General features: G+C 64.8%; 20 protein-coding genes. 10 read left to right on the forward strand and 10 right to left on the reverse strand.

Annotated elements, in window-relative coordinates:
* Positions 1-70: 70 nt before the first annotated feature.
* The 5 genes from F3H96_RS09325 to F3H96_RS09345 all read right to left on the reverse strand — a co-directional run bounded on the left by F3H96_RS09325 (position 71) and on the right by F3H96_RS09345 (position 6,303).
* The gene (locus F3H96_RS09325) at positions 71-526 is read right to left on the reverse strand and encodes a MucR family transcriptional regulator (protein WP_149791655.1); all 456 of its coding nucleotides are present in this window, start codon (positions 524-526) and stop codon (positions 71-73) included.
* Between the two features lie 191 nt (positions 527-717).
* Positions 718-1,422, reverse strand: coding sequence for an ROK family protein (locus F3H96_RS09330; RefSeq protein ID WP_149791656.1), 705 nt, complete (start codon positions 1,420-1,422; stop codon positions 718-720).
* A gap of 18 nt (positions 1,423-1,440) precedes the next feature.
* Positions 1,441-2,817: a glucose-6-phosphate dehydrogenase gene (gene zwf, locus F3H96_RS09335; RefSeq protein WP_149791657.1), complete on the reverse strand. Its 1,377-nt coding sequence runs from the start codon at positions 2,815-2,817 to the stop codon at positions 1,441-1,443.
* A gap of 13 nt (positions 2,818-2,830) precedes the next feature.
* Entirely contained in the window at positions 2,831-3,841 is a 1,011-nt protein-coding gene (gene gnd / locus F3H96_RS09340) for a phosphogluconate dehydrogenase (NAD(+)-dependent, decarboxylating) (protein WP_149791658.1), read from the reverse strand.
* 50 nt (positions 3,842-3,891) lie between these two features.
* A complete protein-coding gene (locus F3H96_RS09345; protein WP_149791659.1) occupies positions 3,892-6,303 on the reverse strand; it encodes a glucan 1,4-alpha-glucosidase in 2,412 nt (803 codons plus the stop codon).
* A gap of 195 nt (positions 6,304-6,498) precedes the next feature.
* On the opposite strand from F3H96_RS09345, the gene F3H96_RS09350 reads away from it, so the two are divergent.
* Genes F3H96_RS09350 through F3H96_RS09365 form a run of 4 tightly spaced genes read left to right on the forward strand, consistent with a single transcriptional unit; the run spans position 6,499 to position 10,955 of the window.
* Positions 6,499-7,515, forward strand: coding sequence for an ABC transporter substrate-binding protein (locus F3H96_RS09350; protein WP_149791660.1), 1,017 nt, complete (start codon positions 6,499-6,501; stop codon positions 7,513-7,515).
* Positions 7,516-7,561: 46 nt separating this feature from the next.
* Positions 7,562-9,025, forward strand: a complete 1,464-nt coding sequence (locus F3H96_RS09355) for a sugar ABC transporter ATP-binding protein (RefSeq protein ID WP_149791661.1) — start codon at positions 7,562-7,564, stop codon at positions 9,023-9,025.
* A 1-nt stretch (position 9,026) separates the two neighbouring features.
* Positions 9,027-10,004: an ABC transporter permease gene (locus tag F3H96_RS09360; RefSeq protein ID WP_149791662.1), complete on the forward strand. Its 978-nt coding sequence runs from the start codon at positions 9,027-9,029 to the stop codon at positions 10,002-10,004.
* Between the two features lie 3 nt (positions 10,005-10,007).
* Positions 10,008-10,955 (forward strand): ABC transporter permease, encoded by a 948-nt coding sequence (locus F3H96_RS09365; protein WP_149791663.1) that lies wholly within the window; start codon positions 10,008-10,010, stop codon positions 10,953-10,955.
* A 2-nt stretch (positions 10,956-10,957) separates the two neighbouring features.
* Here F3H96_RS09365 and ppa read toward each other — a convergent pair whose 3' ends face one another.
* The 5 genes from ppa to F3H96_RS09390 all read right to left on the reverse strand — a co-directional run bounded on the left by ppa (position 10,958) and on the right by F3H96_RS09390 (position 14,716).
* On the reverse strand, positions 10,958-11,491 hold the full coding sequence (ppa, locus tag F3H96_RS09370) for an inorganic diphosphatase (protein ID WP_112101830.1): 534 nt from the start codon (positions 11,489-11,491) through the stop codon (positions 10,958-10,960).
* Between the two features lie 192 nt (positions 11,492-11,683).
* Positions 11,684-12,190, reverse strand: a complete 507-nt coding sequence (locus F3H96_RS09375) for a GNAT family N-acetyltransferase (protein ID WP_149791664.1) — start codon at positions 12,188-12,190, stop codon at positions 11,684-11,686.
* A gap of 218 nt (positions 12,191-12,408) precedes the next feature.
* On the reverse strand, positions 12,409-13,047 hold the full coding sequence (locus F3H96_RS09380; RefSeq protein ID WP_149791920.1) for a TPM domain-containing protein: 639 nt from the start codon (positions 13,045-13,047) through the stop codon (positions 12,409-12,411).
* A gap of 6 nt (positions 13,048-13,053) precedes the next feature.
* Positions 13,054-13,902: a YgcG family protein gene (locus F3H96_RS09385; RefSeq protein ID WP_149791665.1), complete on the reverse strand. Its 849-nt coding sequence runs from the start codon at positions 13,900-13,902 to the stop codon at positions 13,054-13,056.
* A 166-nt stretch (positions 13,903-14,068) separates the two neighbouring features.
* On the reverse strand, positions 14,069-14,716 hold the full coding sequence (locus tag F3H96_RS09390) for a LemA family protein (protein WP_149791666.1): 648 nt from the start codon (positions 14,714-14,716) through the stop codon (positions 14,069-14,071).
* Positions 14,717-14,868: 152 nt separating this feature from the next.
* Here F3H96_RS09390 and F3H96_RS09395 point away from each other — a divergent pair, with 152 nt between their 5' ends.
* The 6 genes from F3H96_RS09395 (at position 14,869) to F3H96_RS09420 (ending at position 20,236) form a co-directional block, all read left to right on the forward strand.
* Positions 14,869-15,120, forward strand: coding sequence for a hypothetical protein (locus tag F3H96_RS09395; RefSeq protein WP_149791667.1), 252 nt, complete (start codon positions 14,869-14,871; stop codon positions 15,118-15,120).
* A 126-nt stretch (positions 15,121-15,246) separates the two neighbouring features.
* Entirely contained in the window at positions 15,247-16,131 is an 885-nt protein-coding gene (gene pdxY, locus F3H96_RS09400; protein ID WP_149791668.1) for a pyridoxal kinase PdxY, read from the forward strand.
* The gene (locus tag F3H96_RS09405) at positions 16,131-16,886 is read left to right on the forward strand and encodes a DUF429 domain-containing protein (protein ID WP_149791669.1); all 756 of its coding nucleotides are present in this window, start codon (positions 16,131-16,133) and stop codon (positions 16,884-16,886) included. The genes pdxY and F3H96_RS09405 overlap by 1 nt, the downstream gene beginning before the upstream one ends.
* 150 nt (positions 16,887-17,036) lie before the next feature.
* A complete protein-coding gene (locus F3H96_RS09410) occupies positions 17,037-17,690 on the forward strand; it encodes a carbonic anhydrase (protein WP_149791670.1) in 654 nt (217 codons plus the stop codon).
* Positions 17,687-18,106, forward strand: coding sequence for a nuclear transport factor 2 family protein (locus tag F3H96_RS09415; protein ID WP_149791671.1), 420 nt, complete (start codon positions 17,687-17,689; stop codon positions 18,104-18,106). Before F3H96_RS09410 ends, F3H96_RS09415 begins: the two co-directional genes overlap by 4 nt.
* A 78-nt stretch (positions 18,107-18,184) precedes the next feature.
* On the forward strand, positions 18,185-20,236 hold the full coding sequence (locus F3H96_RS09420; protein WP_149791672.1) for a M3 family metallopeptidase: 2,052 nt from the start codon (positions 18,185-18,187) through the stop codon (positions 20,234-20,236).
* Positions 20,237-20,295 lie beyond the last annotated feature (59 nt).

Below are 20,295 nucleotides of genomic sequence, written 5' to 3' on the forward strand. Positions count from 1 at the left end.
AGCAGGAAGCCTGCCAAGGCGGATTCCCCGGCAGGCTTCGCGAAATCATTGGTGCAGGCAGATGCCGTCTTCAGGCCGTCGCCTTGGCCTTGCGGCCCCTGGCCGGCTTGACCGGTTCCGCCTTGCGTCCAAGTCCGATCGACTTGGCGAGCTGCGAGCGCGACGCCGCATAGTTGGGAGCGACCATCGGGTAGTCGACGGGGAGGCCCCATTTGGTTCGGTAAGCCTCTGGCGTCAGGCCGAAATGCACGCCGATATGGCGCTTCAGCGATTTGAACTTCTTCCCGTCCTCGAGGCAGATGATGTAGTCCGGCGTCACCGAGCGCCTGGGATTGACGGCGGGGGTCGGCGGCGGCGCGGCCGGCTCCGCCGGCTGGCTGAGCCCGCCGATCGAGGAAGCGACGCTGGCGATCAGCTCGCCCAGACCCGACGCTGGCAGGCGGTTTTTCGCGACATAAGCCGATACGATGTGAGCGGTGAGCTCGAGCAGATCGACGTCCCTGGCTGTGCTGGTGTCCTCGTCCACGTAGTCCCTCCATTTGTGCCGCAGGTGGCGAAAACGATCACGTTTCGCGGTGTGCAAAGGCGCTGCGAGCGTTGTTTGCGAATCCGGAAAGCCGCAGGCCGGCGAATTCCTAGTCGGCAAACCTGCGCGACGCAATGATCTGTCGCGACATTACACGCTGTTTTGAACAACTATACTGAAATGTAACAATATCAGACGATCAGCGCCTTGTCGCGCCATAGTCGAAATCCACCCTCGAAGGCGCGAGTGTTGTCGCCGCGCCGGGATTTTTCAGGCAATTCATCGAGCTTGTCGACATTGCCGCCGCCAATCACGACATAGTCCGGCTGCAAGGCGGCGCGAAGCCTGCCGACGACGTCGAAAACGTATTTGCGCCATTTTTTCTTCCCGTGCTTTTCCAGGCCGCGCTCGCCGACATAATCCTCGAAACTCGCGCCCTTTTTGTAGGGAAGGTGAGCAAGTTCCATGGGCTGGCCGACATTCTTGATGATCATGGCGGCGCCCAGGCCCGTGCCAAGCCCGAGGAACAGCATGCGGCCGCCGTCATAGCTGCCGATCGCCTGCATCAGCGCATCGTTGACGAGCTTCACCGGCTTGCCGAAAGCGGCGGTGAAGTCGTAGCCGTTCCAGCCCTTGCCGAGATTGAAGGGATCGAGCGAAGGCTTGTTGTCCCGCACGGGGCCGGGATAACCCATCGAGATCACGTCGTAGGTCAGGCCCTCGGCCAGTTTCTTGACCGAAGCAACGACCTGGTCCGGGGTCAGGTTCGGCCCGGAAGCGGCGCGGCGCATCTCGCCGCCGGCACTGGTGAGGATCTTCACATGCGAGCCGCCGACATCGATGGTGAGCACGATCGGATCGCCGCTTGCCGCGGCCGTTTTTGCTGCCTTCGCCATCCCGTCCTCCCGGCAAAGTTACTTGGTCGGATTGATCCAGCCGTTGGGCGGACCGAAGCCGTTCATGGCATCGGCCGGCCCCCAGGTCTTGGGCGCGTAAGTCTGCGGCGTGGTGGTGTCGCCGAGCACCGGGCCGACGATCCGCCAGGCAAGCTCCGCCGCGTCCTGGCGCGTGAACAGCTGGCCGTTGCCGTTCATGGCGTCGCCGATCAACCGCTCATAGGGCGGCATGTCGCCCTTGGAGTCGTCGAGCGCGGTAAGTTCCACCTGCTCGCCGACCATGTCGTCGCCGGCCCTCTTGCGCTGCGCGCCGATCGAGATCGCCACCTGCGGATCGATGCGGAAACGCACGTAATTGGCGTCGCCCGGCTTGATCGGATCGAAGACGTCGAGCGGCGGCCGCTTCAGCCGCACGATAACCTCGGTGGCATGCACCGGCATGTTCTTGCCGGCGCGGATGAAGAAGGGCACGTCCTGCCAGCGCCAGGTGTCGACGAAGAAGCGCACCGCGGCGAAGGTCTCGACCGGCGAGTTCGGCCGCACGCCCGGCTCGGCGAGATAGCCGTCGAACTGGCCGCGCACGACATCGTCCTTGCTCAGCGTGCGGATGGCGCGCAGCACCTGAACCTTCTCGTCGATCAGGTCGTCGGCCGAGCGGCCAACCGGCGGCTCCATGGCCAAAAGCAGAAGGATGTTGAGAAGATGGTTCTCGATGACGTCGCGGATGCAGCCGACCTCGTCATAGAAGCGGCCGCGGCCCTCGACGCCGAAATCCTCGGCCATGGTGATCTGCACGCTCTCGACGAAGTTGCGGTTCCAGATCGGCTCGAGGAAGGAGTTGGCGAAGCGGAAATAGAGCAGGTTCTGGATCGCTTCCTTGCCGAGATAGTGGTCGATGCGGAAGATCGACTGCTCGTCGAACACCAGGTGCAGCACACGGTTCAGCCAGCGGGCCGACTGCAAATCGTGGCCGAACGGCTTTTCCACCATCAGCCGCGCGCCATGCGCGGTGCCGGATTGTTCGAGACCCTGGACGACGATCTCGAACATCGTCGGCGGCACGGCCATGTAGTGCAGCGGCCGCTGCGCGGAACCCAGCGCCGCCTTCAATTTCTCGAAGGTGGCGCCATCGCGATAATCGCCGCTGACATAGCGCAGCAGCGAAGCGAGCCTGGCGAAGACCTCGTCATCGACGGCGCCCAGCGTATTGATGATGCCGTCGCGGGCGCGGTCGGTCAATTTCGGGAGATCCCAGGGGTCGAAAGCGACGCCGATCACCGGCTCGGTCAGCGTCCCCTTGGCGACCATCTGGTAGAGCGCCGGGAAGATCTTCTTATGCGCAAGGTCGCCGGTCGCTCCGAAAAGCACCAGCGTGTCGGACCTCTCCTGGCTCATGGATTCTCTCCCCTCACGCGCCGGTCTTCTTTTCGAGATGGCCGCCGAAGGCATAGCGCATGGCGGACAACAGCTTGTCGGCGAATTGGGATTCGCCCTGCGAGGAGAAGCGGTCGAACAGCGCCGAGGATAGCACCGGCGCCGGGACGCCGGTGTCGATCGCCGCCTTCAGCGTCCAGCGGCCTTCACCGGAATCGGAGACGCGGCCGCCGAACTGGGCAAGCGTCGGATCGTTACTGAGCGCCCCGGCGGTGAGATCGAGCAGCCAGGAGCCGATGACGCTGCCATGCCGCCAGACCTCGGCGACGGCGGGCAGGTTGATGTCGAATTGATAATATTGCGGATTTTCCAGCGGGCTGGTTTCCGCATCGGCCGTCCGATCGCGTTTGCCGGCGTTGGCCGATTTCAAGATGTTCATGCCCTCGGCGTAAGCGGCCATGACGCCATATTCGATGCCGTTGTGCACCATCTTGACGAAATGGCCGGCGCCGCTGGGGCCGCAATGCAGGTAGCCGAAAGGCGCCGTTCCGGCATCCTTGGGCGGATTGGCGCCGGGGTCGGCGCCCGGCGCCAGCGTGGCGAAAACCGAATCGAGGTGCCTCACCGCCTCGTCGGGGCCGCCGATCATCAGGCAGTAGCCGCGCTCGAGGCCCCATACGCCGCCGCTGGTGCCGACATCGACGAAATTGATGCCCTTCACCGCCAGCTTCGCCGCCTGGTCGACGGCGTCGTGATAGTAGGAATTGCCGCCGTCGATGATGATGTCGCCCGGCTCCATCAGCGCCGCCACCTGGTCGACGATCCTGCCGGTGATCGCCGCCGGCAGCATCAGCCAGGCACAGCGCGGCTTGGCGAGCTTGGCGACGAATTCTTCCAGCGAGGCAGCGCCGACGGCGCCGTCCTTGACCATGCCGGCGACGCTTGCCGAATTGATGTCGTAGACGACGCATTCATGGCCGTCGCGCATCAGGCGCCGCACCATGTTGGCGCCCATCCTGCCCAGTCCCATCATCCCGATCTGCATGGTTTCATCCCGATTGCTTGAGGAAGGAGAAGTATAATGGCCCTACCGGATCACGATTGGACGTCGATGCCGACGCTGAAGTCGACATTCTCCCAACGCATCGCCTCGGGCCAGAAAAAAGTGAAGACGATGGTGCTTCCAGGCTGCAGGCCGGCCACCGGCAGATCGACGAGATGAACGCCGAAGGCGTTCTCGGCGGTATGGTCGTCGCGCACCGTCAGCCATTTGTCGCTGCTCCAATGGACGACGCCGGGCGCCGACAGCTCGACGCGCAGCGCCTTGCCGGCGGGGATGGAGCGGATCTTGGCGTTGAAGCGCCATATCCGGAAAGGCGACACCGTCTTGCCCTTGACATAGCGCGCGACGCCTTGCGGCGGCAGGTCGAAGACAGCGCCGTCGCGCAGCGAGCGCAACAGCTTGATGTGCTCGGCATGCGCCCAGACCAGCGGCATGGCGCTGCCGGAAGGGGCGCCCAGCCGCAATTCGCGGTCCGGCATGTCGGGACGATCCCAGACCTGTTCCGGCAGAAGGCCGCCCACGCCCGCCGAGCGTTCGAATGTCTCAAGCAACTGCGCCGCCCTGTCCTTGCGGCCGGCGGCCAACTCGTAATGGGCGCGCTCGCCAGCGAGCAGCGGCCACGGCCGTCCCCGTCCGGTGCCGTCGAAAGGCGATCCGTCTTCATGCTCGCCATAGCCGTCGCCGGTGTAGCGGTACCAGAGCGGGCCTTGCGGCAACTCGCAGCGCAATAGCGCGTCGATGGCTTTGACCGTATCCACGATGCGCGGATCGTCCGCTGCCCTCAGGCCAAAACGGACCAGCGCCAGGGCGTCCGGGCTGATGATGGCTTGCGCTGGTCTGTCCGTGTCGCCGGGCGGCCGGTTCTTGATCGGCACGAAGCCGTGCTTTGGCGAGGCAGCGCCTGCACCGTCGGGCGGCGCGATGCGCACGTAGTAGCCGTCGAGGCCTTCGCTGGCACAGAGTTCGGTTCCGCTGACATAGGTCCAGCGTTCGATCTGGTCGTTCCAGCAATCGGCGGTCTCGCGCAGATATTTTGCCGGCTCATTTTTATCGCAGTCGTCCAGCATGTCGGCGGCGGCGAGCAGAGCCGCGATCTCCACGGCAAGCGTGAACGGGCTGTAGCCGGCATCCTCTTCCCAGCGATCCTCGCCGGTGACTGGACCGTTGCGCACGACATAGGCGGCGGCGTTCTCGATCATGGCCAGGAAGTCGATCAGCTTGGCGCGCGGTAGGTGGCCGGCGCGGCGCAAGGCATCGGCAAGCAGCAGCGGAAAGGCGCATTCGTCCATCTGGATGCCGGGCCAATAAGGGGTGCCGTCGGACCAGCAGTTTTGCGGCCAGTGGCCGTCCGGCTGCTGGATCGAGCGCAGATAGGTGAGGATCTGCAGCGCCTGCCTGGAGTCGCCGGCCGCCAGGAAACCGCCCGCCGTCTCGACCAGGTCGCGCGGCCAGACCAGATGATAGCCGCCGAGATCGTCATCGCCCTTGTTGAAACCCCAAGGAATCGACAGGCTGGCAACCGCGGCCCCGGGCCTGGCGAGCGACAGATGCGAGGCCAGCACCGCGGTGCTGGCACGGTATGTGTTCAGACCGGAAACCGGATGGCGGTCGAGGTTTTCAAGCCCGGCCTGGAATTTCCGCCAGCGCTCGGCATAGGTTTCCGCGGCGGCCTCGAAACCTTGTTTCAGGCTCGCCAGGGCGAGGTCGGCAGCTTCTTGCGGCGAAGCGCCGAAGCCGAGCGCCAGCAAGGCAACCGTCTTGCCGGCCGAAAAGCCGATCTCGCCGGTCAGCGCGACATTGCCGTCTTGCGCCGCCTGGCAGGAAGGATCGAGCGCGCCGTTGTTGTGCAACTGCTGCCAGCCATCGGAAAAGCCGACATAGCCGGCCGAACAGGCGCCCCAGGGCAACGAGGAGGCGAGCGCGAGCGAGACGCCGCGTCCGGTGGCAAAGAGGATGCGCTGCCCCTTGTGCTCGCCGATCCAGGCGGTGTTGCCCATGCCGGCATTGACGAGATGCGGCGCGAGCAGCGCGTAGACGCGATAATCGGCCGCCTGGCCCCTGAGGGCGGTGAAGCTGGTTTCCTGGAGCAGAACCGGTCGTTTCGAATCCGTAACGATGCGCTTTTCGATCCGGTATGCGCCATCAGCAGCGGTGTTGGTCAGTCGGTAGCCGGGGACACCGTCCTCGAATGGTTCGATGGCATGCGCGGCGTCGCGCTTCTCTTCGGAGAAATAGCCGCTGCGGCCGGTGACGATCAGTCCCAGGTCGCGCGTGCAGGCGCCGTCGAGGCGCGGGTAATAGATTTCGTTCAATATGCCGTGGCTGATTGTGAACCAGAGCGGGCTTCTTGCCGAAAGCGCGGTGCCGACGCCGCTCTTGGCGCTTGACGTCCAGCGCGCCGGAATCCCCGGAGCGCCCTGAGCAACGGTCGGCGTCACTGCCATCAGATTCTCTCCTTGCCGCGTACCTAGACCAGGAGTCGCCGTCTTTTCAATCGCCGCACCGCAAGTTGATCGAGCAGCACCAGCGCTTTGCAGTTGACGGCTTGCGGTTCCTATGAATTTGTCTGACAATAGATAAAAAACAGGAATACACGCTACGACCATCCGTTAAGACCAGCAACCTCGGGAGGAAGCCATATGAAGAAACTGCTCGTACTGAGTGCATTCGCGGCGATGCTCGCCTCGGGCACCGCGCTGGCCGACACCAGCGGCAAGAAGATCGCCTTCTCAAACAATTATGCCGGCAATTCCTGGCGCCAGGCGATGCTCGACAGCTACGGCATCGTCACCAAGAAAGCGGTCGACGACAAAGTCGTTGCCGCAGCCGACGTCTTCACCACCGCAGACAAGGAAGTGCCGACCCAGGCAGCGCAGGTGCAGAACCTGATCCTGCAGGGTTATGATGCCATCGTCATCAATGCCGCTTCGCCGGATGCGCTGAACGGCGCCATCAAGCAGGCCTGCGATGCCGGCATAGTCGTCGTCTCCTTCGACGGCACCGTCACCGAGCCCTGCGCCTACCGCGTCGTCGTCGACTTCAAGGACATGGGCAAGCAGGAAGTCGAGCAGATGGCCAAGTTCCAGCCCAAGGGCGGCAACCTGCTGGAAATCCGCGGCCTGGCCGGCACCTCGATCGACGATGCCATCCATGCTGGCATCCTCGAAGGCGTCGCTGCCCATCCCGAATTCAAGATCGTCGGCTCGGTCACCGGCGACTGGGACCAGACCACGGCGCAGAAGGCGGTGGCGACCATCCTGCCGTCGCTGCCGGATGTCGTCGGCATCGTCGACCAGGGCGGTGACGGCTACGGCGCCGCGCAAGCCTTCGCCGCCGCCGGCAAGCCGCGTCCGACCATCATCATGGGCAACCGGCAGGACGAGTTGAAGTGGTGGAAGGAGCAGAAGGAAAAGGACGGCTATCAGACCTGGTCGGCCTCGATCGCGCCCGGCGTGTCGACGCTCGCCTTCTGGGTGGCGCAGCAGGTGCTCGACGGCCGCAAGGACATCCCGCACGATCTCTTGGTGCCCTATCTCGCCTTCACCCAGGACGATTTCGAAGCCGCGCTGCCGAAAATCAAGGAGGGCGGCGTCGCCACCCACGAATACACGCAGGAAGACGCCATCGCGGCCATCAAGGCCAACATCAAGCAATAGCGGCGCGAAATTTGCCAGCCGCATCGCCAACCGGATATCGTTGCGGATGCTCCAGGCTATTGCGGACATTGTCAGACTGGACGGCGCCGAGAAGCATTTCGGCGCCGTTCGAGCCCTCAATGGCGTCGACTTCCATGTCGGCGCCGGCGAATGCGTCGGGCTGGTCGGCCACAACGGTGCCGGCAAGTCGACGCTGATGCACATGGTGGCCGGCACGCTGCGACCGGATGGCGGGCAGATCGCCGTGCGCGGCAATCAGGAAGCGAGCTATTCCGTGGCGCGCGCGCTCGCGCTCGGCATACGCTGCGTCTTTCAGGAACTGTCGCTCTGCCCCAACCTCAGCATCGCCGAGAACACCCGCATCAACCATCCCTCGCTCACCGGTTTCGGCTGGCGCCGCAGGGCGGCGGACCTCATCCGCGCCAAGCTCGACGAGATCTTTCCGGGCCACGGCATTTCGGCCGACGACATAGCTGGCGACCTCTCTATCGGCCGCAGGCAGATGGTCGAGGTGGCACGTGCCTTCACGCTGACCCGCGAGCCGCTGCATCTGGTCATCCTCGACGAGCCGACCTCGTCGCTCGACGCGCATACGGCGGGACAGCTGCTTTCCTTTGTGCGCCGCTTCGTGGCTTCAGGCGGCAGCTGCATCCTGATCTCGCATGTGCTGGGCGAGGTGCTGCAGAACGCCGACCGGATCGTGGTGATGCGCGACGGCAAGGTCGTCGCGGCCGATGCCGCAAGCGCCTTCGACCGCGACAAGCTGGTCGCGGCAATGGGCGGCGCCGAAGGACACCAGAAGGCTATGGCCGAAACCCGTAAGACCGAGCCTGGTGCGCTCAGGGTGCGGGCGCGTCCGGCGCGCCAGCAGGACGGCAAGGAACTTGTCGCCCGCGCGGGCGAGATCATCGGCCTGGCCGGGCTTGCCGGGCACGGCCAGACGGATCTGCTGCTGGCGATCTTCGCCGCCGCGTCCCGCGCCAAAGCCGGCATCGAGGTGACCGCGCCTGTGGCCCTGGTTGCCGGCGACCGCCAATCGGATGGCATCTTCGCGCAATGGTCGATCGCGCAAAACATCGGCATCCGCTCGCTGACCCGCCTGCGCAACGGCCTGCTGATTTCACCGCAGCGCGAGGCGGAGCTCGCCGAATTCTGGAAGAAGAAAATCGGCATCCGCACGCCGGACATGAACAACAATATCTATTCGCTGTCGGGCGGCAACCAGCAGAAGGCACTGTTCGCTCGCGCGCTCGGCTCCGATGCCGGGATCGTGCTGATGGACGATCCGATGCGCGGCGTCGATATTGGCACCAAGCTGGAAGTCTACGACCTCGTGCGGGAGGAGGCCGCCAAGGGCCGTACCTTCCTCTGGTACACCACCGAGACCGAAGAGCTCGACAACTGCGACCACGTCTATGTCTTCAAGAACGGCCGGATCGTCGCCAATCTGCGGCGCGACGAACTGACGGAGGAAAAGATCATCCAGTCCTCGTTCGGCGACGCGGTCTGAGATGACGGCGATCGCTCCCGGCACGCTTCCGAAATCGGCACCGCGCGGCAGCGCGGCCCGGGCGCGCCTACTGCGCGGCCTGTTGCCGGCCTTGTCGCTTGCCCTGGTGCTGATCGCGATCGCCTGGCTGAACCCGCGCGCCATCAGCTATTTCGGCTTCAACCTGATGCTCAACCTGGCGATCCCGATCGCTCTGGCGACGATCGCGCAGATGTTCGTTATCGCCGGCAACGAGCTCGACCTGTCGATCGGTACGTTCGTCGGCTTTGTCGGCTGCGTTACCGCGACCTGGCTGAGGGATGCGCCGCTGCTCGGCATTCTCGTGCTGCTGGGCTCTATCGGCGTCTATGCGCTGCTCGGCGCGCTGATCTATCTGCGCAACCTGCCGTCGATCGTGGTGACGCTCGGCATGAGCTTCGTCTGGCAGGGGCTTGCAATCCTGGTTCTGCCCAAGCCAGGCGGCAAGGCACCGGACTGGCTGCTGGCAATTGTGTCCTTCAAACCGCCCTATATTCCGTTTCCGATCCTGGCGGCGCTGCTGATCGCGGCCGTGGTGCATTTCGGCCTGATGCGCACCTCCTATGGCGCGATCCTGCGCGGCTCGGGCGGCAATGCGGCGGCACTTCGGCGCGCCGGCTGGTCGCTGCTCCGCACCAAGATCGTGCTCTTCGCCCTGACAGGGCTGTTCGGCGTGCTCTCCGGCTTGGCGCTGATCGGCATCACCACCTCGGCCGACGCCAATATCGGCAATGGCTACACGCTGCTGTCGATCGCCGGCGTCATCCTCGGCGGCGGCGAGTTCGTCGGCGGCCGGGTGTCGCCGATCGGCGCCGTCATCGGCGCGCTGACACTGGCTCTTGCGGCTTCGCCGCTGCTCACCTTCATGCACATCCCGCCGGACTGGCAGGTGGCCGCCAACGGCGCCATCCTGATCATCGTGCTAGCGGCGCGGGTGCTGATCAGCCGCAGGGAACGTTGAGCCATGGTCTCGGTACGGACACTGCTTGAAAAACCCTGGATCTGGTCCTTCGTCGGCGCGCTCGTCGTCTGGTTGGCGACCATCGCCTTCACCGGCGGGTACGGCGCCGGCGGCATGGTCACGGCGGCACTTTCGCTTGCCGTGTTCACCGTCATCGTCGGCATCGGCCAGATGTTCGTCATCACCCTCGGACCGGGCAATGTCGACCTGTCGCTGCCGGCCAATATTGGGCTGGCCAGCGCTGTCGCCATGAAGGTAATGGGCGGCAACGATGCCATGATCGTCGTCGGCCTGCTTGCAGCACTTGCTTGCGGAGCGGCCATCGGCGCCATCAACTACCTGCTGATCTGGGCGCTGCGCATCCCGCCGATCATCGCGACGCTGTCGGCGAGTTTCATCATCCAGTCGGTCGACATCAGCTACGGCCGCGGCTTGCAGATCAAGCCCCCGCCGGGCTTTGCCGACTTCGCCAACTGGCAGGCGCTGGGCATACCGGTGCTGGCGATGCTGACGGTGATCTTCACCGTCGGCGCCGCACTGGCGCTGCAGCGTATGATCTACGGACGCTCGGTCCTGGCTATCGGCCAGAACATTCGTGCCGCCTGGCTCGCCGGCGTCGATGTCGGCCGCATCCGCTTTCTCACCTACACGCTGTGCGGCGCGCTGGGCGGCATCGACGGGGCGCTGCTTGCCGGCTATTTCCGCGGCGCCAATGTCGACATCGGCAACGAATATCTGCTGGCCTCGATCGCGGTCGTGGTCATCGGCGGCACCTCGGTCGCCGGCGGCAAGGCGAACGTGCCCGGCGTCTGGGGCGCCGGCCTGTTCCTGGTGCTTTTGCTCACCATGCTCAACACCTTCGGCGTCAGTGCCGGTGTGCGGCTGGTGCTGACCGGGCTGATCATCGTCGGCGTCATCACAGCGGCCGGCGGCGAGAAGGCCGTGCGGTAACCTTACTTGGCGGCCTTGGCCCGCGCGATCGCGTCGACGATCATCTTCTTGGCATATTTGGAATCGTGCCAGCCCTCGATCTTGACCCATTTGCCGGGCTCGAGATCCTTGTAGTGCTCGAAGAAGTGCTGCACCTGCTGGCGGGTGATCTCGGGCAGGTGGGTGTATTCGGTGACGTTTTCGTAGCGCAGCGTCAGCTTCGGCGACGGAACGGCAATCACCTTCTCGTCCTGGCCGGCATTGTCTTCCATGATCAGCACGCCGATCGGCCGCACATTGATGACGCAGCCCGGCACCAGCGCGCGCGTGTTGCAGACCAGCACGTCGATCGGATCGCCGTCGCCCGACAGCGTGTGCGGCACGAAGCCGTAATTGCCGGGATAGCGCATCGAGGTGTGCAGGAAGCGGTCGACGAACAGCGTGCCGGCTTCCTTGTCCATCTCGTACTTGATCGGTTCGCCGCCGATCGGCACCTCGATGATGACGTTGACGTCGTCAGGCGGGTTCTTTCCGGTGGCTATGGCTTCGATACGCATGGCAAATCCCTCTCTCGATTTCCAAGACCGATAGCGGGGGACGCGCCGTGGTGCAATGCGTCGAATAGGGCGGGGCGCTAATGGAACCGCACACACTTTGTGATCGCTTGTAACCACCTCTTGCATGTCGACCAGCGGTGCGCGGCTGCTTTGGGGGGACGACGCGTATCAAAACAACGGAGGCGGTGCCCGTCATTCCCAGACGAAAGCGACCTTCTTCAGTGCCTTGTGCTCGAAGACCTCGACGCCCTCGGCGACATCGCGGCCGCCATTGCCGGCATAGAAGGCCAGAGCGTTGTGATTGTCTTCGAGCGCCCACACCACGAGGCCGCGCAGGCCGTGGTCGGCGAGACGGGTCTTCGCCGCCTTGAACAGCCGGCTGCCGAGCCCGATGCCCTGATATTCCGGGCGCAGGTAAAGCTCATAGATTTCGCCCTGCTGCCGAAGCTCGCGGGCGCGGTTCTTGCCGATCGTGGCATAACCGGCGACCGTGCCGCCGATCTCGACAACCAGCACCGTCGCCGCCTTGCGAATCGCGTTCGCCCACCAGTCGGGGCCGCGGCGATTGATCATTGAGGTCAGCGTGCGGTGCGGGATGATGCCGGAATAGGCGCCGCGCCAGGCCTGCTGATGCACCTCGGCGATGGCGCTCGCGTCGCGCGGGTCGGCTTTCCGGATGTCGATCGTCAACGTGTTCATGATTTGTTAACCATAAACCCGCCTCGCCCGATTGCAAAGAGTCCCCCCACCACCCTTCGACGCTTTCGCACAGGCGAAAGGCGTGTTGGCGGACGAGCCCCTAGAGCCGGATGATTTCAGGTCGAATCGACCTGAAATCTGAATCCGTCTCTAAATCCAAGAGATAGAGCATGATGTCGCCCGAAAACCGCTTCACACTTTTCGGCATCATGCTCTAGTCAGATTTCGACGAGGTGATCGTCGAGCTCGTTGGTGTCGCCTTCGGTGACCGGGAAATGTTCAGCGAGCACCGCGCCGACCGAATCGATCGCCTTGACGAAGCCGTCGGCCAGCCGGTCGTCGCCGGCGTGTTTGGTCAGGTCGCGCACCACGCCGTCCCAGACTTGCTGGTCGACCTTGGCATTGATCCCCGCGTCGGCGACGACCTCGGCATAGCGCTCGGCGATGGAGACGAAGACGAGCACGCCGGTGCGGGCGCTCGTGCGGTGGACGTTGCGCGCCAGGAACTGCTTCATCGCATTGGCGTGCGCCGCCTGGTAGCGCAATCTTCTCGGCACGAAATGGATGCGCAAGCCCGGCAGCAGCCAAAGCACGACGAGCACGGATATCAGCGCCAAGAGTTGCGCCAGCACGAAATGCGGCACCCGGATGGTCAGCCACCAGGCCTCCAGCCCGTAGGCGACGGCGAGGCTGGCGATGAACAGGCCGATCGTCGCCGTGAACGCGGCCGGGAAGAAGTAGCCGCCGCTCGCGTGGGCGACGACGCAATAGATTTCGCCGTCGGTCTTCAACTCGGCCGCGCGGATCGCCCCGGCGATGCGGTCATGATCCTCGGCGCTGATCGGTCGCGTTGCCATCATGCCTCACCAGCTTCCCGAGGAACCGCCGCCGCCCGACGAGCCGCCGCCGCCGGAAAACCCGCCACCGCCGCCACCGGAAGACCAGCCTCCCCCGCCTGAAGACCAGCCGCCACCGCCGGACGAGGAGGATCGCCGCCCGGGCTCGAATGTCATGCCGAGCCAGCGATAGCGGCCAGGTCCGATTTTCTGGCCGAAAATCGGCGGCAGCACCGTCATGGCGATGCCGCCGAAGAAGATCAGCACCCAGATGGTGATGAAGATGGCGAAGAAAAGGTCGTCGGAATTGAACGGCGCCTGCTCGTTGCGCTTGCCGCGCGCCTCCAGCTCTTCCGGATTGCCCTCCAGCACCATGATCATGTCGTCGACGGCCTTGCTGATGCCGCCGGAGAAGTCGCCGGCGCGGAAGGCCGGCACCATGTCGTTCTGGATGATCAGCTTGGTGTGCAGGTCGGTCAGCGTGCCTTCCAGCCCGTAGCCGACCTCGATGCGCATCTTGCGGTCGTTGGGCGCGACCAGCAACAGCACGCCGTTGTTTTCCCTGGCCTGGCCGAGCTTCCAGAAGCGGAACAGGCGGTTGGCAAAAGGCTCGATCTCCTCGCCGCCGAGGCTGGGAATGGTGGCGACGACGATCTGGTCGGAGCCTTTCGTCTCGAAGTCGGCGAGCTTTTGCGTCAGCGCGGCGCGCGTGCCGGGATCGATGATGCCGGCATTGTCGACCACGCGGCCGGTGAGGGCGGGCAGGTCGGCGGCGAGGGCGGCGAAGGGGAGGAGGAACGAGAAAAGCAGGCCAAGAAGGATGAGGTATGCGTTCTGTCGCGCCCCCCTCTGGCCTGCCGGCCATCTCCCCCACAAGGGGGGAGATTGATAGTTTCGCTGTCGGACATCTCTTTCAAACGCTGAAAATTGGCGAAAGCGGAGATGACGTCCGATCTCCCCCCTCGTGGGGGAGATGTCCGGCAGGACAGAGGGGGGCGCGAAGGAACGCAAGGCTGGTAAGCTCGGTATACTGGTTCGCCGCTCACCCGCCCTGCTTGGTGGTGCTCGTGCCGAAATCGACCTTTGGCACCTGCATCTTGTCTTCCTCGACGGTGAAGTTGGCGAACGGTTCGTTGCCGCGGAACCAGAAGGTCGCCCACAGCAGGGACGGGAAGGTCCTCAGCGTCAGATTGTAGTCCCTGACCGCCTGGATGTAGTCGCGGCGGGCCACCGCGATGCGGTTCTCGGTGCCTTCGAGTTGCGCCTGCAGGGCCAGGAAATTCTGGTTGGCCTTGAGGTCGGGATAGGCTTCCGACACGGCGATCAGCCGTGACAGCGCGCTGGTCAAGCCGGCCTGCGCATCCTGGAACTTCTTGAGGGCGTCGGGATCCTTAAGCGTCTCCGGCGTGACCGTGATCTGGGTTGCCTTGGCGCGCGCCTCGACGACGGCGTCGAGCGTGTCCTTCTCGTGCGAGGCATAGCCCTTCACCGTCTCGACCAGGTTCGGGATCAGGTCGGTGCGGCGCTGATACTGATTGAGCACCTCGCTCCAGGCCGCCTTGGCGTTCTCCTCCGCCGTCGGGATGGTGTTGTAGCCGCAGCCGGCAAGCAGCGGCAGCACGAAAGCCATCATCAGGAAGGCAGGCAGGTTGCGGAAGGCAGAGGCTAGTGAGAGGCGCTCGGCAATCATGATTGGTCCCTCGACAGAAGTTGCATGCGAAGCATTACCACAATCCACGCGCAAGAAAATGTCCGGCCGATGACGCCGATTCGGGTTCGGCCGTTGCCCCTGTGAATAGCCGCGCGAACAGGCTAAGGTCCGGGTAGGAAAGGGCAATTGCGATGGCTGAGCGCCGGGACGAAGAGATCGAATCGCGCCGCATCCTCGAACGCGTGGCGCGCGAGACGGCGCCGGGCGGCGCTTCGTTCATCGCCCGCACGGCGAAGGACGCACGCGACCATATGACCGCCGCCGACGCCGACCGCGCCGACCCTATCGAATATTGGGGGACCCGCATTGGCCGAACGCTCGGCTTCTTCATCGCCATTGGGCTCTTGGTCTGGCTGGTGTATGCCGTCACGCGTGGCGGCTAGGGTCGGATGATATCGGGTCTGGTCGACGTGCAATCTGAATTCGGCGCTAAATCAAAGAGATAGAGCATGATGTCGTCCGAAAACCGCTTCACTCTTTCCGGCATTACGCTCTAGGAATCGAATTTCATGAACGCAGAAAAAACTGACGCGCCAAGCGCGGTCATCGTCATCTCCAGCCATGTCGCGCGCGGGTCGGTCGGCAACCGCGCCGCGGTCTTCGCGCTGGAGACGCTGGGCTTCCCGGTGTGGGCGGTGCCGACCGTCATCCTGCCCTGGCATCCGGGCCACAGCCGGGCCACGCGCATCGTGCCGCCGCTCGACCAGTTCAAGGCGCTGATGGCCGATCTCGAGCGCGCACCCTGGCTGGGTGAAGTCCGGGCGGTGCTTTCGGGTTATCTCGGCGAGGCAGGCCAGGCCGAAGCGGTCGCCTCGCTGGTCGCCGCGGTCAAGGCCAGGACGCCGAACGCGCTCTACATCTGCGACCCGGTGATGGGCGATGCCGGCGGGCTCTACGTGCCGGAGCCGACGGCCGCCGCCATGCGCGACAAATTGATGCCGATCGCGGATATCGCGACGCCCAACCGCTATGAGCTGGAATGGATGGCCGGCGCGCCGCTGCCCGACATCAAGGCGGTGACGGCGGCCGCCCTTCATGCCGGTCCCTCCACCATGCTGGTGACGTCGGCGCCGGCGATGATGGCCGGCGGCACCGGCAACTTTCTGCTCGACGGCAGCCAGGCATTGCTGGCCGAACACCGCGTGATCGAGAAGCCGCCGAACGGGCTCGGAGACCTGACGGCCGCCGTCTATCTGGCGCGCGTGCTGTCGGGCCAGCCGCCGGTCAAGGCGCTGCAATCGACCACGGCTGCGGTCTACGAGATCCTGGCGCGAACGGCAAAGCGCGGCGGCGACGAACTGCAGCTCGAAACCGACGCGCAGAGCCTGTCTCATCCCATGGCCATGGTGCAACTGCGCCATCTCCTCCATCCCGGACGGGACAAGCGCGCGTAATGCCGGTGCTGGCCGGGATCGACGGCTGCAAGGCCGGCTGGATCGCCGTCCATTGCGCGTTGGGTACGCCGCCATCGGTCTCGGTCTTCCCGAGCTTCCAGGCGCTGCTCGACGCCCTGCCCGAGGCGACGATAGCGGTCGACATGCCGATCGGCCTGCCGGATCTTTCGAGCAAGGGCGGGCGAGGACCGGAAGCGCTGGTGCGGCCGCAGCTCGGGGCGCGGCAATCGAGCGTGTTCGCCATCCCCTCCAGAGCGGCGCTCTATGCCGACACCAGCGCCTTCACCACGGTCGAGGCCTGGTACGCGGCGCACCGGAAGGCGAGCGCGGTGGCGATAGCTACCTCCGATCCGCCGCGCGGCGTTTCCATCCAGGCTTTCGGCATCTTTGCCAAGATCCGCGAGATCGATGCCCTGCTGATCGCGCGTCCCGAACTGCACGGCCGCGTCTTCGAATCGCATCCGGAAGTCGCCTTTTGCCAGCTGAACGGCGGCAAGGCGATGGCGCTGCCGAAAAAGATCAAGGGAGCGGTCAACCCGGCCGGCATGGAAGAGCGCAAGGCATTGCTTTGCCAGCACGGCTACGAGAGAGGCTTTCTCGACCGGTCGCCGCCAAGCGGCGCCACGAGCGACGATTTCCTCGATGCGGCAGCGATGATGCTGATCGCCGGCCGCATTGCCAGCGGCGCGGCGCGGCCTTATCCCGATCCGCCGCTGACCGACCGTTTCGGCATCCCGGTCGCGATCTGGGCCTGAGGCCAAAATCGGCTGCGCAGCTTTTGGCGGCATGCGATTGCAACGGAGCCATCCGCAATTCGGCATTGCTCGCGACCGGCTTTTGCCGCTAGAGCCTTTTTCGATCGCAACGAGCTGCCGTCTCCAACCCCGGAAAGGCTCTGGCCGCCCATGCCTCACCTCCCCGAGCATCTTCTCGCCGGCTACCGCAACTTCATGACCGGCCGCTACCCTGCCGAGAGCGGACGCTATCGGTCGCTGGCGCGCGAGGGCCAAGCACCGGAGACGATGATCGTCGCCTGCTGCGATTCCCGCTCGGCACCCGAAGCGATCTTCGATGCCGGCCCCGGCGAGCTCTTCGTACTGCGCAATGTCGGCAATCTGGTGCCGCCCTATGAGCCGGACGGCGAGTTCCATTCCACCTCGGCCGCGCTCGAATTCGCCGTGCAGAGCCTGAAGGTGAAGAACATCGTGGTGATGGGCCATGGCCGCTGCGGCGGCATCCGCGCAGCGCTCGACCCCAATGCGGCGCCGCTGTCGCCCGGCGATTTCATCGGCAAGTGGATGAGCCTGATCGCGCCCGCCGCCGAGACGGTGGCCGCCAGCACGATGATGACCGCTACCGAGCGTCAGACCGCGCTGGAGCGCATCTCGATCCGCTATTCCATCGCCAATCTGAGGACCTTCCCTTGCGTCTCGATCCTCGAAGGCAAGGGGCGGCTGTCGCTGCACGGCGCCTGGTTCGACATCTCGACCGGCGAACTCTGGGTCATGAACAAGGACACCGGCGATTTCGAGCGGCCGGAGCTGCAAGCGGAGGAATGATGCGCCGGAGCTGGCGGAGGTTCTTTCTCGCGGCGATGTTGCTGGCGTGCACGATCGTGCGGGCGAGCGCCGATGACGGCGCCGTCATCGATCGCTGGTATTCGGCGCTCTTGGTCGCCGATCGCAGCGAATTGTCCGACCTGCTGGCCGACGACGTGCGCATGAAACTGGACGACATCGGCGTCGTTCAGACCAAGCAGGACTTCATCGCCTCGATCGACGAATGGCAGGGCGCGGTTGCAGGCGCGGCGATCCGTCATCGGATTGAAAAGAGCGAGAACGGGCAGATCACCGTGCTTGCCTGCTACGACTTCCCCAGCAACGACACGCTGATGCGCGAGACGTTCACCGTGGCCGGCGGCCGCATCACCGCCAGCACCCAGACTGCGGTCGCGCCGGATTGCAGCGCATACTGAGGCACCTGTTGTTGCGCGATGTGAGCCAGCGCCCTACATCGGAGCCAACCCACCTCATCCCCATTCACCGGAATCGTCATGTCATCGAAAACCGTCGACCTCGCTGCCCATCCGCTGACCGTCTGGCAGGGTCCGCTCGGCCTGCCTGATTTCGCGCGCATCGGCGACAATGATTTCGGACCGGTCTTCGACGCCGTGCTCGAGGCCCACGAGGCCGAGATCGACGCGATCGCCGGCAACAGCGAGGCGCCGACGGTTGAAAACACGCTGGCCGCGCTGGAACTCGCCGGCGAGCCGCTCGACCACGTCTCTTCGATCTTCTGGTGCCGCGCCGGCGCCCACACCAACGACACGATCCAGGCGATGGAGCGCGACATCTCGCCAAAGATGTCGCGGCATTTCTCGGCGATCTCGATGAACGAGAAGCTGTTTGCGCGCATCGACGACCTCTACCAGCGGCGCGACAGCCTGAACCTCGACGCCGAGACGCTGCGCGTGCTGGAAAAAACCTGGAAAGGCTTTGTCCGATCCGGCGCCAAGCTCGATGCCGAAGGCAAGGAACGGCTGGCGGCAATCAACGAGGAGCTGTCTTCGCTCGGCACCAAGTTTGGCCAGAATGTGCTCGCCGACGAGCGCGACTGGGCGCTGTTCCTCGACGAGGCCGACCTCGCTGGCCTGCCGGACTTCCTAAGGAGCGCCATGGCCGAGGCCGCCGAGATGCGCGGCCAGAAGGGCCGCTATGCGGTAACGCTGTCGCGTTCGATCTACGAGCCGTTCTCGACCTTCTCAGAGCGCCGCGACCTGCGCGAGACTGCCTTTCGCGCTTTCACCATGCGCGGCCAGAACGGCGGCGCCACCGACAACACCGATGTCGTGCGCGACATGCTGAAGCTGCGCGCCGAGAAGGCCAAGCTGCTTGGATATGGCTCCTTCGCGGCGCTCAAGCTCGACGACACGATGGCGAAGACGCCGAAGGCGGTGCACTACCTGCTCGATCCGGTCTGGGAAAAGGCGCTGGAGAAGGCAGCCGCCGACCAGAAGCAACTGGAGCGGCTGGCGGCGGAAGCCGGCAGCAACGAGAAATTCGCCGCCTGGGACTGGCGCTTCTACCAGGAGAAGCTGCGCGCCGAGAAATTCGCCTTCGACGAGGCGGAGCTCAAGCCATACCTGCAGCTCGAGCGCGTCATCGACGCCTGCTTTGACGTGGCGGCACGGCTGTTCGGCATCACCTTCGAGGAGAAGAGGGGGATCGCCGCCTGGCATCCCGATGCCCGGGTCTTCGTGGTCAAGAATGCCGACGGCAGCGAGCGCGGCCTGTTCCTGGCCGACTATTTCGCGCGGCCCTCGAAGCGTTCCGGCGCCTGGATGAGCTCGTTGAAGTCCGGCTACAAGCTGGGCAACGGCGCGAAGCCGGTCATCTACAACATCATGAACTTCGCCAAGCCGCCGGCCGGCGAGGCGGCGCTGCTGTCGGTCGACGAGGCCAAGACTTTGTTCCACGAATTCGGCCACGCGCTGCACGGCATGCTGACCGACGTGACCTGGCCGTCGGTCTCCGGCACGTCCGTCAGCCGTGATTTCGTCGAGCTGCCCTCGCAGCTCTACGAGCACTGGCTGACGGTGCCGGCGGTGCTGGAAAAGCATGCGCTGCACGTCAAGACCGGCAAGCCGATGCCGAAGGCGCTGCTCGACAAGATGCTTGCCGCCCGCACATTTGGAGCCGGCTTCGCCACGGTCGAATTCACCGCATCGGCGCTGATCGACATGGCCTATCATGCGCGGCCGGACGCGCCAGACGAGCCGCTTCGGTACGAGGCGGAGACGCTCGAAAAGCTGCATATGCCGGACACGATCGCCATGCGTCACCGGACCCCGCATTTCGGCCATATCTTCGCCGGCGACGGATATTCAGCCGGCTATTATTCCTACATGTGGTCGGAAGTGCTCGACGCGGACGCCTTCTCGGCATTCGAGGAAACGGGCGATCCCTTCAATCCGGAGCTCGCCGAGCGGCTGAGGAAGAACATCTACGCCGCCGGCGGCTCGAAGGATCCGGAAGAGCTTTACACGGCGTTTCGCGGCAAGATGCCGTCGCCTGAGGCGATGATGGTGAAGCGCGGGCTGGTGTGATTAGCCAATCTCCCCCCTTGTGGGGGAGATGGCCGGCAGGCCAGAGGGGGGCGCTGTCC

Origin of the sequence: Mesorhizobium sp. NFR06 (genome assembly GCF_900115245.1) — a bacterium.
Taxonomy (GTDB): domain Bacteria; phylum Pseudomonadota; class Alphaproteobacteria; order Rhizobiales; family Rhizobiaceae; genus Mesorhizobium.